Source organism: Desulfopila sp. IMCC35008, assembly GCF_010646885.2.
In the GTDB taxonomy this organism is placed as follows: Bacteria; Desulfobacterota; Desulfobulbia; order Desulfobulbales; family Desulfocapsaceae; genus Desulfopila.
This window is the reverse complement of the sequence record NZ_CP050700.1, coordinates 2,408,459-2,424,781: the sequence shown is the minus strand read 5'-3', so window position 1 is coordinate 2,424,781 and position 16,323 is coordinate 2,408,459. Positions and strand designations below refer to the sequence as shown.

The following is a 16,323-nucleotide window of genomic DNA, read 5'->3' as shown; positions in this document are numbered from 1 at the left end:
TGAAGTTTCTAAAACCGGGAGAGAACATGTTGATTCACAATTGAAACACCGCTCAGCATTGAACCGACAATCCCGAGAAAACCCTGATCTGTCCCTGCAAGAAAGAGGTTTTCGAGACCGATATCTCCATCTTTAATTTTCTTGGGGCTGCCGTAAATGGCGCCATTTTTCTTTGCTGTATACCTCTCGATGGTGAGAGGGGTGAAAGTGTCTTCATATACAACGTTTACATTTAATTTACCAACGATTTTCTCTATAGAACGACGTGAGTGGATACGTGCGGTCTCTTTTTCCTTGAGGTACTTCTGTGGGTATTCCTTTATGGTCTTCCAATGTCTATAGGATGCCAGGTGGGTGGAACGCATTTCAACATGAGTGCCGGGTACAAGATTCTCAAAGTTAAAGGGGAAGCAGATAACACCACTATTGAAATCGGTAAAACTCTGAGGCTGCCTATAGTTGAAAACTTCACCTGAGTTATAGAAAATAACTGTTCTATCTGATGGAAGTTGATCCCTGTCCTGAGAGTGAAATTGGTAAATGGATTCTATGAAACCGAGCCTGTCTTCTTTTGTTTCAGGCAATTCTTGATCAAGAAGGTCGAAGGTCTCTTCGTAGCCGGCGGTGGATATAATAAAATCCGCTTCAAGGATATCGCCGGATTCCAGTATGATCCTGGATACCCGTTTACCTTTATGATCACGTGTGAGGCCTTTGACTCGGCTACTGAGTCGGATAGTGCCGCCAAGGGATTCGAAATGTTCTTTCAGGCTATCCAGGAACTCCTTTATACTATGTTCCGGTCGAAACATACCTTCAAGGAATATGGCCTGAAACATGATCGTGAACTGGGAAAGATCCATATCATCCTCGACGCTGGACCCGTAATACATAAGTGGGCAGAGGAGCATGTCGATCAATAACGGATCTTTTATCAATTCTGCAAGAAATTGACGGGTGGAGCGAAAAGGGAGGGGTACAAAAGGATCAAAGTCACGCATAAAATCGACAAGTTGAATAAAACCGTCGATGGAATTTGGGAACTTTTGGGCTATTTCATTCTCCAGTAAATTAAAATCATTGGAAAAAAGAAGAGACTGACAACCGTAAAAATGTACCTCACTTGTTTTCTGCTGGAGCAGGGTAAAGTTTTTCCTGTTCAACTTCAATTGCCTGAAAAGGCGATTGAGCGGAGCTCTTTTTTCTCCGGGTTCTGCATAGTTTGTTATTGCGTGCAGACCGGTTTCAAACAGGGTTCTATTGCGATAGTAATAAGAGTTTAATCCACCAAGGCGAGAGTGCTGCTCCAGCAGGACAACATCGGGGATAAATCGGGCGAGGCGAATAGCGGCGGCGAGCCCTGAAAGACCGCCGCCGATGACGACACAAGGGATTTTCACAAATACGTTAGACGTCTTTCAAAAGGGGTTCCAGGTAGGTGACACAACTATTAAGGGTTGCAAGCTGTGGGTAATCCTCTTCAGGAATCTGTAGCTGGTGTCTCTTTCTCAGTTCCATGACAATGTCGAGGAAGTCCATGGAATCGAGATCGAGTTGATCACGGAGCGGTTCATCAGGGTTAAGGCTGTCAAAATCCGCTTCATCATCAATATCTTCAATGATCTCAAGAACGAGATCCTTAATCTCTTCGGTGGTCATCAGTTTCTCCAAATTCTCTTTAAAGCACGACGGTTATGTCGTTGTTTGCGGTATATCCATTCACCTGTATACGGTGTGATTTGCAAAACTCCTTGTATACCATAGACCGGCACTCTTTTTAAGGATTTTTTGAGTACAGGTCCTTTTTTCAGCTCAAAGCCTGGCTTTCATGCTTTTTGACAATCACCGTAGAGTTGATGCCGAGCATACCGAAAGAGTTATTTAGGATGGTTGTGATATTCTCCGCCTGGGTTGGCTCATTAATAACAAGATTGTTAAGGGCGCAATCAGGATCCAGGTTCTCCACATTAATAGTCGGGTGAATGAGGTTGTCGTCGAAGGTGGGAAGGTTACCGGCAAGTTCAAGGACTCCGGCTGCTCCCATTGCATGACCGATAATCGATTTTGTATTATTCACATAAACAGAGCTGTCATTTCCGAACACCTCACGGATTGCGCTGCACTCTTCAACGTCACCCTGTTTGGTACCTGTTGCATGGGTGTTGACGAGGTGAATATCCTTCGCGGTCAGCCCCGCCCGCTTGATGGCAAGATTCATGCATTCAGCCTGGCGCTTTCCGTATGGCAGCACAAAGTCTCGGGCATCTGAATTCATGGCATAACCAATGATTTCACCGTAAATATGGGCTCCTCGTTCAAGAGCACGTTCCAGCCGTTCCATTACATATATACAACCACCTTCAGAGATAACAATGCCATCTCGGGATAAGTCGAAGGGGCGGCTTGCTTTTTTGGGATCTTCATGAGAGCCAAGTGCGTTCTGGGCCTTAAAGGAGGCAAAGATGCCAAAGGAACCGGTCGATTCCGAAATACCTCCGGCCAGAGCCATATCGATTTCTCCAAGTCTCAGCATCTGAACTGCCTGAATAAGAGATGCGTTACCTGCGGCACATGCGGCACCAATGGAGTAATGTGGACCTGTTATACCAAGATTGAGGGTTATTTCCCCTGCGGGATTGTTAAGTACCGTACGTGGATTGTGATGATGGGTCCAGTAATCGGTATTATATTCATATTGACTGATATTGTAGACTTCGTTTTCTGTTTCAACGGTGCCATGCTCAGTCAGGCCAATATAAACACCGATCGTGGAAGGATCGTAAGTGTCTTTTTCGAGCCCTGCGTCAAGCAATGCTTCGTTTGCACAATACACCCCGATACAGCCGGCGCGTGTTCCTTTTTTATTTTCTTTCTTTTTTCTATATTTTGTTTCAGGGAAGGTGCAAAGACCGGCGGGTGCCTTACCAAAGTAGCGGAAATCCTGCATCGTGATTTCACTCTCGCCATTCAGTAGTTTTTGCCGATATTCACTGAGTGAAGATGCATTTGGCGAGGTGAGGCCTACACCGGTAATGACAATTCTGTCTAGATTTTTTTGCATGATTGTAATGTGAGTTAAGGCTTTTGATAAAGGAAGAGATACATTGTAGCACCCCTGGGTTTTCGTTCAATACGGAAATTTAAAAAAAGAAGGCTCTCGTCTGCCTAAAGGCGACTTGACAGGGGTGCATGCACCCAGCCTGCTTTGCGCGAGGGCAACAATCTATGATAAATATCATGAAAAGACAAGAATAAGGTGTTGGTTCCCCTGCAACCCCCATCGGGGGGATGTGCAAGCCAATACAAATAATAGTTTAGTTCCCGTCCTAAAACTACCCTTCTGCCCAATCTCAGCGTTCCGGCTACATTATTTATCCTCCGAATATCGTACATATGCGTGCGGTAAATAATGTAGCCACGCCTCGATATTGAACAGAATCCTGAGTTTTAGGATAGAAACTAGTTTACTTTGTTGTACAACGCATCGAAAAAATCAGACAGCTTACCATTTGGTCAATATAAGGAACGTTTCTTCTTTCTAGGCCTTGAAATTTTTCCGGTAATGATACCAAAAAGAAAGACGGCAGAGCCTGCCAGGAACCAGTATACATTGCTCTTTTTCTTCAATTCCAGGTTCTCGGCCGTCAGCTGTTCGATCTTTGCCCTTTCGGAGCCTTTGTAGTCCTGAAGTTTTTTGATAGTTGCATTGAGGTTGTCAATGTTTTGCTTGTTCTCTTTATCCTGTTCTGCTTTTTGGGCGATGAGATTTGTGTGGGCTTCTTTTATTCTCGAAAACTCCTCAGTGGCCTTAAAATCAGGTGTGGACATAAGCTTAGCCACTTGTTCCTTGAGTTCTGAAACCTGGGTGCGCAAGGTGTTTCGCTCGTCAATGAATTGTTCTGCCTCACCACTGGATGGTATAGCTGTAAATTTTTCTTTTAGACTTGCAAGTTCACCAATTGCTGTGTCTAACTTCCGCTGCAACTCTTCCTTTTCATCGCTGAGCTGCTCTAATAACAGAGATTTTGGCAAGGTGTCTTTCACATATTGTTGAGATATCCAACCCTGTTTGCCGTCTTCTGTTTCTACAAAGTAATATTTTTCTTCAGTACGGATGATTTTCAAGGGGTCGTCAGAATAAACAGAACCAATAACAGTATATGGCGATTTAATACTGCTGCGGATATTGATGACAAGAACGTCTGAGACATATTTGGTTTCAGCAGCAACACTTCCAGTTGTGAGAAGGATCACAAAAAGTTGTGAAAGGGTAAAAGCAATACCAGAAATGAACCGGTGTCGATATTCAGTCATAAATAACTCCGATCATGACAGGACATCCTGTCGATTAGCAGTAAGGTAATGATGAGAAATGCAGGTTAGGTAAAAGCTATACATGCGGTTGGGTGCCATGTCAAATTTAACTTGCAGAAAGGGGAGAGTGGATTACCCCTGATGCACATGATTTAAACGAGAACGATCGACGTCCTGCATGAGGCAAAAAAGAAAATGTACCGAAAACTGATTGTGATGAAAGAAAGTGGCAATTATTCCAAAGAGCAAAGGTGTACGGGTTGGCGTAAAAAGGAGAGTTGGACTTATTAATGAAAGTATAGAAATAATTAGTGTTTCGGTTGTAGAATTTGCTATAATGTCAGATCCCTAACTTGTGCTTTGGGCTCACGGTAAAGTAGATACGATTTTTTTATATATGGACTACGTATGCAAGGGTATGCTGGATGAAGATAGATAAGAAAATGCAGGCCAACGCCCTCTCTAAGGTGCAGCAACTGCTGCAAAAGAGTGAGGAGGAGAGGAAGCAGCGACGCCTTGAGAGGGGAATAACTGATTTCTCAACAGGCAAACATGACATGCTGCATAACGATGAGTTGGCGATACAACTCCCTGCCTACATAATCAACCTTTTCCAGATCGGTGAAGACGAAGAGGCAATAACCGTATTACGTGTTCTTGGTGAATCCGTTATTGGCGAAGATGTAATGCTGCGAAAGCGTGCAGTTATGGTTCTTTCCCTCTTCGCAGAAGAATTGTTCGCTTCAGAAAATCAGGAATACTTGCTCTTTTTCACAGGACTACTTGTTGAGTGGCTTTCCCGCGAAACAGAGTTTATCGCCGGGTATGAGGTTATCGGTCGTCAGATTGAACGAGCAGGCACCTGGCTGATGGAGAACAGGTATTGGCAAGAGACTGAATACCTCCTTGCCACCTTGTATAATATTCAGACCGGAGTTATAGAAAAAAACGACTTTATCAGGAACACCACCGCAAAAATCCAGGAAAATCTTGGTACGAAGAAAAATCTTGAAAAGCTCTTCACAGATTACATGACCGGCAGTGAAGAGGACAAGCAGAGTCTGGAGCAGTTGTTTTTTTATCTCAATAAGCATTTTGTTCATTTTGCTTTTAAAAAACTGGACAATGGTTGTGGGGAAAAAGAGAGGAACGCCCTTATCGTACTCATTTCCCAGTTGGGTGGTTCTGTTACACCAATACTTAGAGACCAGTTGCAGGACAACCCAACTGCCACCGTCGTACACAACTCCATTGAGATTATTACCCGACTTGGAGACAGTTCGAATTATCCCCTCATAGAGAGGTTCCTGACCCATCCGGATCTCACTATCCGGCGCGAGGTCGTCGAGTGTATAACAAATCTCGGTGGAGACAGTGTTACTGCCCGCCTACTGCGAGCCCTGCAGCAGGCGGATGATACGCTTAAGATAATGATTATACGCAAGTTGGTGCGAACTGATAAAAGTGAGGCGGAGTCAATCCTGCATGAGCAGTGTTCTCAAATACTTAGTCAGAAAAGGATCAATAATGTTATTCTCCTGAATACCCTTATTGTTGCCTTGAGAAAATATCCATCGGCCAAGAGTATAGAGATTTTGCAACATCTCAAGTCGAGGTTCCCTGAACTAATGAAGGATGGACGGTTCAGGTTGCAGGTTGAAGAAACTCTCCGGTCTATGGAGTCCTACATCCGGCACGAAACCCATATTGAGAAGCATAAGGCAATTGATGTCAGCTTTCACGAGGATCCGATAGAAGATTTTCTCTCCCAGAAAAAGACCCAGGGGTTTGAGAAGGACCTTCAAGTCCTTATTGGTGAAAATCGTATTGATGACGCGTCTTCAAAATTGCTCTCCAGAGCAATTGAAGCTGCCCGTGAAAAGGATTTTGTAACGGCAGAGCGAATGCGTGATCGTATCCTTGAAATCCATCCACAGGCTTACTCGAAGGTTCTTGAGGCTGAAGAAGTTATCATTGAAGAGAAAAAGACCTCTGTACCCCGCAGTTTTATCGATCTTTGGGAGGGATTGCGCGGGGTGATGGATGACAGGGAGATCGAATCTCTCTACCGGGGGCTGAAGAAAGCAAAATACCGTGATGAGGAGATTATTGTCCGTGAAGGTGAAATGGATGACAGGATGTACTTCATCAACAGCGGTACTGTTTCAATGAGTTGCAGCACCGGCACAAGGGATGTGTTTCTGAAGAGACTGAAGCAGGGAGAATTTTTCGGTGTTGAGCAATTCTTTTCAGTTTCGGTCTGGACCGTAACCGTTGCAACTCAGTCGGATGTCGATCTCTATGTACTGTCCAGGCGCGAGTTCCAGGAAGTTTTGGAAGAAAATCCAGCCATGTTGCAAAAACTGGAAACCTTCTGTTCAAATACCAGGCGAGTTCATGAGCTCATTGACATGGCTGGCGAGGAGAGGAGGAATAGCCCACGCTATAATATTCATACGAAACAAAAAATCATGTTGCTCGATAGTTATGGAACCGTAGAGACACGTTCGCTTACCAGTGAACTAAATGATATTTCAGAGGGTGGTTTTTGCTTTACCATAAAGATAGCCAACAGTGAAAATGCACGACTTTTACTTGGCCGACATATCAAAACGGAATTCAGACTGTCCGGCGGGAAGAGCATGGTCTGTGAGGGGCTGGTCGTCGGAGTTCAACAATACCAGCGCAAGAGCAAGGAGTTCCGTGTCCACATCAAAATGCTTGAGAGTATGGCGACTGAAAAAATCCAGGAAGTTGTTGAACTTCTTGAGGTCTGATTTACATCATTCAATAATGAATTCTGAAACTGCTCTGGTATCGAGCAACACTTTGCACCTGCGTCACCTCACGGTTTCCCCTCCGGTGGCATTGGCTCCGATGGTTGGTCTTTCTCATTCAGCAATGCGCTCTATGCTGTTGTCAATAGGCGGTGTCGGGCTGTTGTATACAGAGATGCTGGCCGCCAGGCATATACCGCACGAAAATCCTCAAAGTTCACCGTTCCTGGTTCGTGGCAAGGATGAAAACCCTCTCGTCTACCAGATATACATCTCAGATGAAAAATATGTGCCTGAAACGGTTAAAAAGCTCGAATTGATAGGTGCCGATGGGATTGATATTAATCTTGGCTGTCCCGCTCCCCAGGTACGCAGGAGTGGTGCCGGTGCGTTTCTGGCTGAAGATCAGCAAACCGTCCGGAAGATAGTTGGAAAGATGCGTAAGTCAACAGAGCTGCCGATAAGTGCCAAAATTCGTCTCGGCAGAACACTGGATCGACAAAAGCTTATAAATTTCTGCAGGATGCTCGAGGGAGAGGGGATTGATATGATTGCCGCTCATGCCAGGTTGCATGGGGAAAAGTTCTGCCGAACTCCACGATGGGCTTGGGTTGGTCACGTTAAAGAATGTGTAAAAATACCGGTGTTGGCAAATGGTGGTATCTTTAGTATTGAGGACGCCAGACGATGCCTTGAGGTGACTGGTGCAGATGGCTTGATGCTTGGCCGCGGCGCTATTGAGAATCCTTTTTTGATGAAGGAAATCGGCGAAAATATATTTGGTGCAGAAAAGAGTGACTGTGTGGTATCTGCGCAGGACCATTATATTCGTTTTATTGAACTGCTGGAAGATCGGTTTGCCCTGGAACGACGACTTGGCAGGTTGAAACAGTACACGCATTACTTCTCGAGAGCATTTAAATTTGGTCATCAACTTGCAACAACTATCCAAAAAAGCGAAAATATAGAAGATGCCAAAGAAAAAGCCGGACAGTTTTTTGCCCGGAACAAGCCCGATATGTTCTTTCCCTCATGAATGAAAAGGCAGGGAGATATCACAATGGAAAAAGACCGCTTCACATCTTAAGCACCTCAGAGGAGAGTATTATGATAGAGCTTATTAAAAAAGCGATGTTTACAGGAATCGGAGTCGCCGCCCTGACAAAGGAAAAAGTTGAGGATGTAGCAAAGGTTTTTGTCGAGCAGGGGAAGCTGACCGAACAGGAAGGGAAGAAACTGGTAGAGGAGATTCAGGCACGCTCTAAAGAATCGCAGGAAGAGCTGACTGGCAGGATCGAGGCAGTGGTTCAAGCCAGTATTGCAAAGCTGGATATTGGCAAGGCTTCTGATTTGGAAGCATTAAGGCAGGAAGTGCAATCCTTGAAAAAGCAGATTGAAGAGCTGGAAAAAACAGAGTAGCCAGGGCTATTGTTAATTCAGCCTTGATTGTACTTTCCTGACCAGTACAGTGAACTCGTTAAGCCGTAAGAAGTGGAGTACGATGCAATAGAGTGCTGCAGCACATACGATGGTAGTTAAGACTCCAATAAGCTGCTGCAGCACATTCCCCCCCATCATATCGCCCATCAGGGCTTTACACCCGACAACTGCGATGGCAAGCACCAGGCTGCCAGCCACGGTCTTACAAAAACCATTGAGAAGATATCTCAGGTCAAGTCCGCCAATTTTCAGGTAGAGTACTGATATGAGAAACATGAAATTTATCAACATCGTGATGGATGTAGAGAGGGCAATTGCAAGATGTTGAAAGGTGTCTATGGTGAGAGTTATGAAAAATATATTCATACCAACAGCCAGGAAACTTGCGATGACCGGATAGCGTGTCTGGTCGATCGCATAAAATGCCGGTACCAGAATCTTGTTGGCTGAGTAGGCGAATAGCCCAACAGCGTAACAGGAGAGGGTGGCTGCTGTCGCTCTAGTGTCGTGGTCTGTAAATACCCCGTGTTCGAAGATTAAGCGGATAATTTCTTCAGAAAGAAATATGAGGCCAGCTGTAGCAGGGACTGTAAGTGCAAAGACCATGACCAGAGATGAGATAAGAGTCGTTTTCATCTCATCAATTTCTTTTCTGGCCGCCTGCTTTGCAAGTACCGGCATCATGGCAATGGAGAGGGCTACTCCGAATATTCCGATAGGCAACTGCACAAGTCTGAATGCATAATTGAGCCATGAGACGGAACCTTGGGCACACGACGCTGCAAAATTTGTATTGATGAAGATGTTAAGCTGAACGGCAGAAAGTCCGATTGTTGCCGGTCCCATTAGTCTAAGTATTCTAAGAAGTCCTGGATCTTTCAGGTTAATATTAGGTGTAAACCTGAAACCAATTCTACGTAATGCCGGGAGCTGAATGGAAAGCTGCATAAAACCACCAATGAGCGTTCCTATGGCCATGCCTACTATAGGCTCCTGTCCGTAGCGGGGGAGGATATATGCAAGAGAAACTCCACCGATAATTGAGCCGAGATTAAAAAAACTTGAAGCGAGGGCAGGAACAAAAAAGCGACCTTTGGTGTTTAACATCCCCATGACGACAGCTGCAAGAGATATAAATACAAGGAAAAAAAGCATGATTCGTGTCATGTAGACGGTCAAATCTGTTTTGCCTGGCTCTTTTGCAAAGCCTGGGGCAAGCAGGTCTACTATTGTGGGGGCAAAAGCGCAGCCAAGCAAGGAGAGTACGCTTAGTCCGATAACAAAAACACAAAGTACGTTTGATGCAAGTAACCAGGTTTCCTCTTTTGTTTTATTGGTATCATAGTCTGAAAAGACAGTGACAAAGGCAGCGGAGAGAGCACCTTCCCCAAAGAGATCGCGCAGCAGGTTGGGAATCCTGAAGGCCACAACAAAGGCATCGTAGGCATAACCGGCACCAAACAGGGCGGCAAATGCCTGTTCCCTGACAAGCCCGAGCAGCCTGCTAAGCATAACAGCTATTGAAACAACTCCTGCCGATCTGGCAATTGTAGAGCTGTTTTTAGAAGATTTGTTCAATGATGTATTCCCAAGAAACAACTGGATGATATTATTCCCGCCGAAAACATACCGTTTATCAGACAAATTTGCCAGTCCTTGGTGGCAAAAAGTAATAATCGAATCATAGTCATAATTTATTTTTTTCTAAACCTAAAGCCTGTGATGTTCATGCTTGACTTTGCTGATTGAAATTGAATATATGATTAGTGCTTTACGCGAATTTTTACTTCGCTAATTGTGTGAGAAGGCTTGTAGGTGTAAGGTTGTTTTCCGGCGTCGCCGGTTTTTTGTTCACAGGTATCTCGTAATTTGTATTTCAATATTGACGGAAGGGTGTTGCTCTCTTTAGTTGAACTATTGAATAACCTTTGATTTCTTTGAGGAGAATAATATGCAGGACACGGGTAAAGTCAGGAATATTGCAATAATAGGTCATGGCAACTGCGGAAAAACCTCTCTCGCGGAAGCGATGCTCTTTACCGCCGGAAAAATCAAAAGGTTAGGGAAGGTCGACGATGGCAGCTCTGCACTCGATTATGAGGAAGAGGAAATTAATCGCAATATTACCATCAGCTCCAGTTTCCACAACTATACCTGGGACAAACATCAGGTTTACCTGACAGACACGCCTGGTGATGACAACTTTCTTAATGAGACCCTTTTTGCCTCAAGCGTTTGTGACGGGGTTGTGTTTACTATTGGTGCCGTATTGGGCGTCAAGGGTCAGACAGTTAAGTTTGCAGACATCGTTGCCGAGAAAAAACTTCCAACCATCATCGCAGTAAACAAAATGGACCGTGAACGGGCCAATTTTGAGAAGACCATGGACGAGATCAAAGAATCTCTTCCACTGTCACCGGTAGTACTGAATATGCCTATTGGGTCAGAGGAAGACTTTAAAGGTATTGTTGACGTGGTCAGTGGTAAGGCCTATTTGTTTGATGGTGATAAAGGCACGATGACAGAGACGGACGTGCCATCTGATCTTGAAGACGATCTTGCCATACTGCGAGAATCGTTAATGGAAAGTGTTGCGGAAACCGATGACGACCTGCTGGAAAAATTTCTCGAAGAAGGTGATCTCACTGAGGAAGAGATTCTGAGTGGACTGAGGAAGGCGGTCAGTGAAGGCGAAGTTGCTCCTGTATGTGTATGTGCTGCGACAAAGAATATGGGGACTTCAACAGTCCTTGATTTCATCAATACTTATCTGCCTTCACCTGATTCAAGGCCCAACCTTGTTGCAACAGTCAAAGGCAGCGATGATATTGTTGAGAGAAAACGATCTATTGATGAGCCGTTTTGTGGTCTGGTCTTTAAAACCATGGCAGACCCTTATGCAGGCCGGCTGACCCTGATTCGTATCTACAGCGGTACACTCGAAGGGGATAGTTTTTATAATGCCAGTAAAGACACCACAGAACGTTTCGGTCAACTGTATGTACTTGAAGGTAAAGAGCAGAGGCCTGTTGACAGTGCAACACCGGGTATGATTGTTGCCGTTGCCAAATTGAAGGAGACGGTGACTGGTGATACACTTTGCACCCAGGATGCACCACTCATACTTGATAGCCAGAAACCTCTCGCCCCTGTCATTTCCTTCGCAGTAAGTGCAAAGAAAGGTGACGAGGAGAAATTGTTTGGCTCGATAACCAAGATGCTTGATGAAGATCTCACCTTGAAACTCACCCGGGAACAGCAGACGAAACAGGTGCTTATATCAGGTATGGGTAAAGTCCACCTTGAGGTTGTCGGCTCCAGGATTAAGCGTAAATTTGGGGTAGAGATGGAATTGGAGCTGCCCAAAATCCCGTATATGGAAACTATTCGAGGCAGCGCCAGGGTTCAGGGTAAGCACAAGAAGCAGAGTGGCGGGCGAGGTCAGTTTGGTGACTGCTGGATAGAAATTGCCCCGCTACCCGGCGAAGGGTATCAATTTGAAGACAAGATTGTTGGTGGTGTTATCCCACAGCAGTATCGTCCGGCCGTCGACAAGGGAATTCAGGAGGCAATGGAACGAGGTGTGCTCGCCGGTTATCCTGTTATTGATGTAAAGATAACCCTGGTAGACGGATCGTTTCACTCAGTTGATTCCTCGGAGATGGCTTTCAAAATCGCCGGTTCACTTGCTTTTAAGAAGGGAGCTCAGGAAGCGGGTCTGGTATTGCTGGAACCGTATATGGATATGGAAATTCGGGTTGGTAAAGATCATGTCGGTGATGTCATGGGGGATCTGAACTCACGACGCGGCAAGGTTATGGGTATGGATTCCGATGGAAAATCTGAAATCATCAATGCCCAGGTACCACAGGCTGAAATTCTATCATATGCAACCGAACTGACATCGATGACAGGCGGTCTTGGTAGCTTTACCGTTGCATTCTCCCATTATGAGGAGGTTCCCTCCCAGATATCTGAAAAGATAATTGCTGAGAAGGAAAAAGAGGATTAGTCAGCGGCCATGGATGATAACAGGAGGTTAGCCATCACTTTTGGTGTCGTTACCATGAGTGATAAAGGGTCACGTGGGGAGCGTGAGGATACCAGTGGCGCATATTTACAGGACGCACTTGCAGGTAAAGGCTACCGTTTGGCCCATTACTCTGTCATTCCTGATAAGAAGGATGTTATTATCAAAACTTTGACCTCCTTGGTAGATGATGAAAAACTCTCCCTTATCGTGACCACTGGTGGCACTGGTGTTGCACCGACTGATGTTACGCCGGAAGCCATGGTGGAAATTCTTGACAAGGAAATACCCGGCATCGCAGAGCTAATGAGACTTGAAAGTCTTAAGAAAACTGTACATGCAGCCCTATCCCGAGGAAAGGCTGGGATTCGAAAGGAAACTCTTATCATTAACCTCCCGGGAAGCCTCAAGGCGGTGCGTGAAAACCTGGATGCTGTCATCGATGTTCTGGATCACGCGATAGAAAAAATCCAGGGTGATGAAGGGGATTGCGGGAAGCTGTAGGGAAAATCACGAAGAACCAAAAAAAAACAGGCGGTCTCCCCACTATTGGGGAACCGCCTGTCTTTGTATTTTGCCTGGTTAAGGTTTAGAAAAGAAGTTCAACCTCATTTTCATCTTCACCCTTGCTCGCTATTTTTCCGATTATACATGCTTCTTCACCGGCTGCGTTAAAGTGATGGGCGATATCGTTGGCCTTGTTCTCAGCGACGATTACCATCAGCCCGATACCCATATTAAAAGTTCTGTACATCTCATCGCTAGGAATCTTTCCCTTGTTTTCAAGGAAGTCAAAAACAGGAGGGCGATTCCAGCTGTTGGTATCGATTACTGCCTTGTACCCCTTGGGGAGTATGCGAGGTATATTGTCTATGAATCCACCACCGGTGTTGTGGATCATACCGTTGATCGGATAGTGTTTAAGGACGTTTAAGACGGACTGCACGTAAATGCGTGTCGGTTTGAGAAGTTCCTCGCCGAGAGTGGAATTGAATTCGTCCATGTGTTGGTCGACAGTAAGTCCAAGCTCTTCGAAACAGACCTTGCGTACCAGGGAAAAGCCGTTGGAGTGAAGGCCACTGGAGGCGAGTCCGATAATCATATCACCATCACGAACGTCAGAACCGTCAATGATAGCGTCCCGTTCAACGATTCCTGTGACAAAACCGGCCAGGTCGTAATCGTTATTGTTATAAAGTCCTGGCATTTCGGCAGTTTCACCTCCGACAAGAGAACACCTTGCTTGACGGCAACCTTCTGCTATGCCCTTGACGACCTCTGTCGCAATATCAAGGTCAAGCCGGCCGACTGCGAAATAGTCGAGAAAACTTAAAGGGGTCGCTCCGCCAACAATGATGTCATTTACACACATTGCTACGAGATCAATACCTATCGTGTCATGTTTACCACATAGGTGAGCTACGGCGAGTTTTGTGCCAACGCCATCAGTAGAATTAACAAGCACAGGATTACTATACTTGTTAGTGTCAATAGCTATTAACGAAGAAAACCCTCCCAGGTCATTAAGAACACCAGGGCGATGTGTGGAAGCTACCTCTTTTTTGATCCTGTGTACAAATTCATTGCCTTTGTCAATGTCGACGCCGGCATCACTGTATCGTGACGATTGAGTCTTGGTCATAGTAGTAGAGAAAAGTAGTCGCTGATAAAATTATATGGAATGCAAAACCTTATGGTATTGTATTCACTCGTCTTAGAAATTGCAATTGAATATGTGATGATCGACTAAGAGGTCGTTCGAGAATAGGCTTTTTTTCTCAAATCGAGTCATTTTATAATAATAGGCGCAGTCATGTGTTTGATAATCCGAGCATTATCATTATATAATAATGAAGAGCTGGGGAGAAGGGCACTCTCTGACAGCCTCCTGGAGCAAAGATAATCATTTATTACGTATCCTGATAAAACCTATAATTCAGTATATTGCCTTTATCAGAGGGCTGAACGTTTACAGGGCACTGTATTCTGCATGGCTGCTGAGAAGCACTCATGGGTGTTTTTATAGCGGCCCGTTGAAACGGATGGCCCTGGTCCGCTTAGTTTACTGAAGAGTAGGGAGGATAAGGTGATTTACTGAGTGTCCTATCATAAATACTATGATAATGGAATATATTATTTTGCTAAGGTTCAAAAGAATATAAGAAGCGTAAACGTAAAAAATTGGTTCAAAAAATGAGGGCATCTACCGCTTGAATTGGAAAGGTGTGTCTGGTAGATAACGGATTATGAAATTAATGATTCTTCTAATCGGAATGGTATTGATACTGGAGGGCTTGCCTTATGCGGCTGCACCAGAGGTGATGCGTGACTGGCTTGGGAAATTAAGTCAATTGCCGGCCTCACAGTTGCGAGCGTTTGGGTTTGTCGCCATGCTAATAGGGCTGCTTATATGCTTTGTCGTCCAGAAAACCACCTTCTTTTCATAAAGATACGTTGACACTATCCTCTTGTCGCGAGGATAGTGTCAGATACGGCTGGCGATCCAGAGATCGCCTTGTATCCAATCTCCTTTTTCTTTTCGTAAATCGGCATCTTTACAGACCAGTACTTCCCAACCGTTCAGAGCCAAAGTTTCATGAATATAGTCTCGTGAGTGAGCATAACGGCCTGATGGGCGAAGTTGGTATCTCCTCCCGGATGCTGTTTTCTCTGTTGAAAAGCAGAAAAGAGCGTGTGCTGAACTGCAATTTCTTATCGTTTCGAAGAATTCATTTAACTCGCCCAGATAGATGAATACATCGGCGGCTAGAATAAAATCGTATGGTTGGTGATCGATTCGTTCTTGCAGAATATTGAGTATATTACCTGCAATGAGGTTGGTGTAGATGTTTTTCTCCCTGGCACGTTCTATCATCTTTGGGGATAAGTCGATGCCATGAAACTCTTTGACAACATCCTGGAAAGCAAGTGCGGACAGACCGGTCCCACATCCAAGATCGATTCCTCGTTCAAAAGACTCTGATGTTCCTCGAAATGTATCCATTACCGTGCGAAGTTGCTCCGGCACTGAATAATCGAGTTTTTTTGTAAGGCTTTCCTCGTATGTGGCAGAGTAATTGTCGAAAACCTCCTTTATGTATTCGTCCGGGGGCTGAGTTGGTGTGGCCCCCTCAAGGGCCGCAATCATGTGGGAGGCAGGGGCATGATTGGGGCGGAGTCGAAGTAGTTGCCTGTAATAATAAAGGGCTCGTTCCAAATCACCTGTCAGGTGGAATGTGAAGGCGAGATTATTGGTGGCAGCATCATTTTCAGGGTCGTGGAGCAGCACCAGTTCATAGTATCTGATTGCAGCTTTCGTTTCTCTATTCTCACGGTAACAGCCAGCGAGATTATATAGTGCATCTAGATGTTTGTCGTTAAGTTCCAGGAGTTGCAGATAGCTGGCAATGGCAGAGTGTGTATCTCCTGAAGCCTTTTGAGATATTGCCAGGTTAAAGAGCATATCCTGGTCTTCCGGTTGCATCGTAATGCCAATCTTAAATTGTTCCGTAGCTTTGGTATACTCCTTGAGGTCGAAATATACGAGTCCGAGGTTGTACCTGAGTAAAGGGCCGTCAACATGTGTGAGCATATGCAAGTAGATAGCTTTCGCTCTATCGTACTCCAAAGAGTTCTGGTATTCACAAGCCGTGGCAAACATGTCATTGATTTCGTCGGCTGACAAAGGGGTGGTGAACGTCATAACACATTAAAAATTGGTTAAATTTCCTAAAAGAACAATTGAAAGGTAAAAGGGTTTGA

13 protein-coding genes are annotated in these 16,323 nt (G+C 45.0%); 6 read left to right on the top strand and 7 right to left on the bottom strand.

From position 1 onward, the window contains the following. Window positions 1-8 precede the first annotated feature (8 nt). The 4 genes from GA520_RS10670 to GA520_RS10655 all read right to left on the bottom strand — a co-directional run bounded on the left by GA520_RS10670 (window position 9) and on the right by GA520_RS10655 (window position 4,314). Entirely contained in the window at window positions 9-1,400 is a 1,392-nt protein-coding gene (locus GA520_RS10670) for an NAD(P)/FAD-dependent oxidoreductase (protein WP_163336622.1), read from the bottom strand. Window positions 1,401-1,407: 7 nt separating this feature from the next. Beyond that, entirely contained in the window at window positions 1,408-1,659 is a 252-nt protein-coding gene (locus tag GA520_RS10665; RefSeq protein ID WP_163336623.1) for an acyl carrier protein, read from the bottom strand. Between the two features lie 148 nt (window positions 1,660-1,807). Continuing rightward, window positions 1,808-3,061 carry a beta-ketoacyl synthase gene (locus tag GA520_RS10660; RefSeq protein ID WP_163336624.1) on the bottom strand — a complete coding sequence of 418 codons (1,254 nt, stop codon included), beginning with the start codon at window positions 3,059-3,061 and terminating at the stop codon, window positions 1,808-1,810. A gap of 452 nt (window positions 3,062-3,513) precedes the next feature. Further along, a complete protein-coding gene (locus GA520_RS10655) occupies window positions 3,514-4,314 on the bottom strand; it encodes an SH3 domain-containing protein (protein WP_163336625.1) in 801 nt (266 codons plus the stop codon). 425 nt (window positions 4,315-4,739) lie between these two features. Here GA520_RS10655 and GA520_RS10650 point away from each other — a divergent pair, with 425 nt between their 5' ends. From GA520_RS10650 to GA520_RS10640, 3 genes are all read left to right on the top strand, one after another. After that, window positions 4,740-7,091: a cyclic nucleotide-binding domain-containing protein gene (locus tag GA520_RS10650; RefSeq protein WP_163336626.1), complete on the top strand. Its 2,352-nt coding sequence runs from the start codon at window positions 4,740-4,742 to the stop codon at window positions 7,089-7,091. A gap of 16 nt (window positions 7,092-7,107) precedes the next feature. Then, on the top strand, window positions 7,108-8,127 hold the full coding sequence (locus GA520_RS10645; RefSeq protein ID WP_163336627.1) for a tRNA-dihydrouridine synthase: 1,020 nt from the start codon (window positions 7,108-7,110) through the stop codon (window positions 8,125-8,127). 71 nt (window positions 8,128-8,198) lie between these two features. Next, window positions 8,199-8,510, top strand: coding sequence for a phasin family protein (locus GA520_RS10640; RefSeq protein ID WP_163336628.1), 312 nt, complete (start codon window positions 8,199-8,201; stop codon window positions 8,508-8,510). 12 nt (window positions 8,511-8,522) lie between these two features. Here GA520_RS10640 and murJ read toward each other — a convergent pair whose 3' ends face one another. Further along, the gene (gene murJ, locus GA520_RS10635) at window positions 8,523-10,175 is read right to left on the bottom strand and encodes a murein biosynthesis integral membrane protein MurJ (protein WP_240910065.1); all 1,653 of its coding nucleotides are present in this window, start codon (window positions 10,173-10,175) and stop codon (window positions 8,523-8,525) included. A gap of 307 nt (window positions 10,176-10,482) precedes the next feature. Here murJ and fusA point away from each other — a divergent pair, with 307 nt between their 5' ends. Together fusA and GA520_RS10625 are read left to right on the top strand one after the other, a co-directional pair. Further along, entirely contained in the window at window positions 10,483-12,543 is a 2,061-nt protein-coding gene (gene fusA, locus GA520_RS10630; RefSeq protein WP_163336629.1) for an elongation factor G, read from the top strand. A gap of 9 nt (window positions 12,544-12,552) precedes the next feature. Next, on the top strand, window positions 12,553-13,065 hold the full coding sequence (locus GA520_RS10625; protein WP_205749203.1) for a molybdenum cofactor biosynthesis protein B: 513 nt from the start codon (window positions 12,553-12,555) through the stop codon (window positions 13,063-13,065). A gap of 85 nt (window positions 13,066-13,150) precedes the next feature. On the opposite strand, the gene purM is transcribed toward GA520_RS10625, so the two are convergent. Next, window positions 13,151-14,203 (bottom strand): phosphoribosylformylglycinamidine cyclo-ligase, encoded by a 1,053-nt coding sequence (gene purM, locus GA520_RS10620; protein ID WP_163336630.1) that lies wholly within the window; start codon window positions 14,201-14,203, stop codon window positions 13,151-13,153. Window positions 14,204-14,816: 613 nt separating this feature from the next. On the opposite strand from purM, the gene GA520_RS10615 reads away from it, so the two are divergent. Further along, window positions 14,817-15,008 carry a DUF2065 domain-containing protein gene (locus GA520_RS10615; RefSeq protein ID WP_240910066.1) on the top strand — a complete coding sequence of 64 codons (192 nt, stop codon included), beginning with the start codon at window positions 14,817-14,819 and terminating at the stop codon, window positions 15,006-15,008. Window positions 15,009-15,046: 38 nt separating this feature from the next. Here GA520_RS10615 and GA520_RS10610 read toward each other — a convergent pair whose 3' ends face one another. Continuing rightward, window positions 15,047-16,264 carry a tetratricopeptide repeat protein gene (locus GA520_RS10610; protein WP_163336632.1) on the bottom strand — a complete coding sequence of 406 codons (1,218 nt, stop codon included), beginning with the start codon at window positions 16,262-16,264 and terminating at the stop codon, window positions 15,047-15,049. Between the last annotated feature and the right edge of the window lie 59 nt (window positions 16,265-16,323).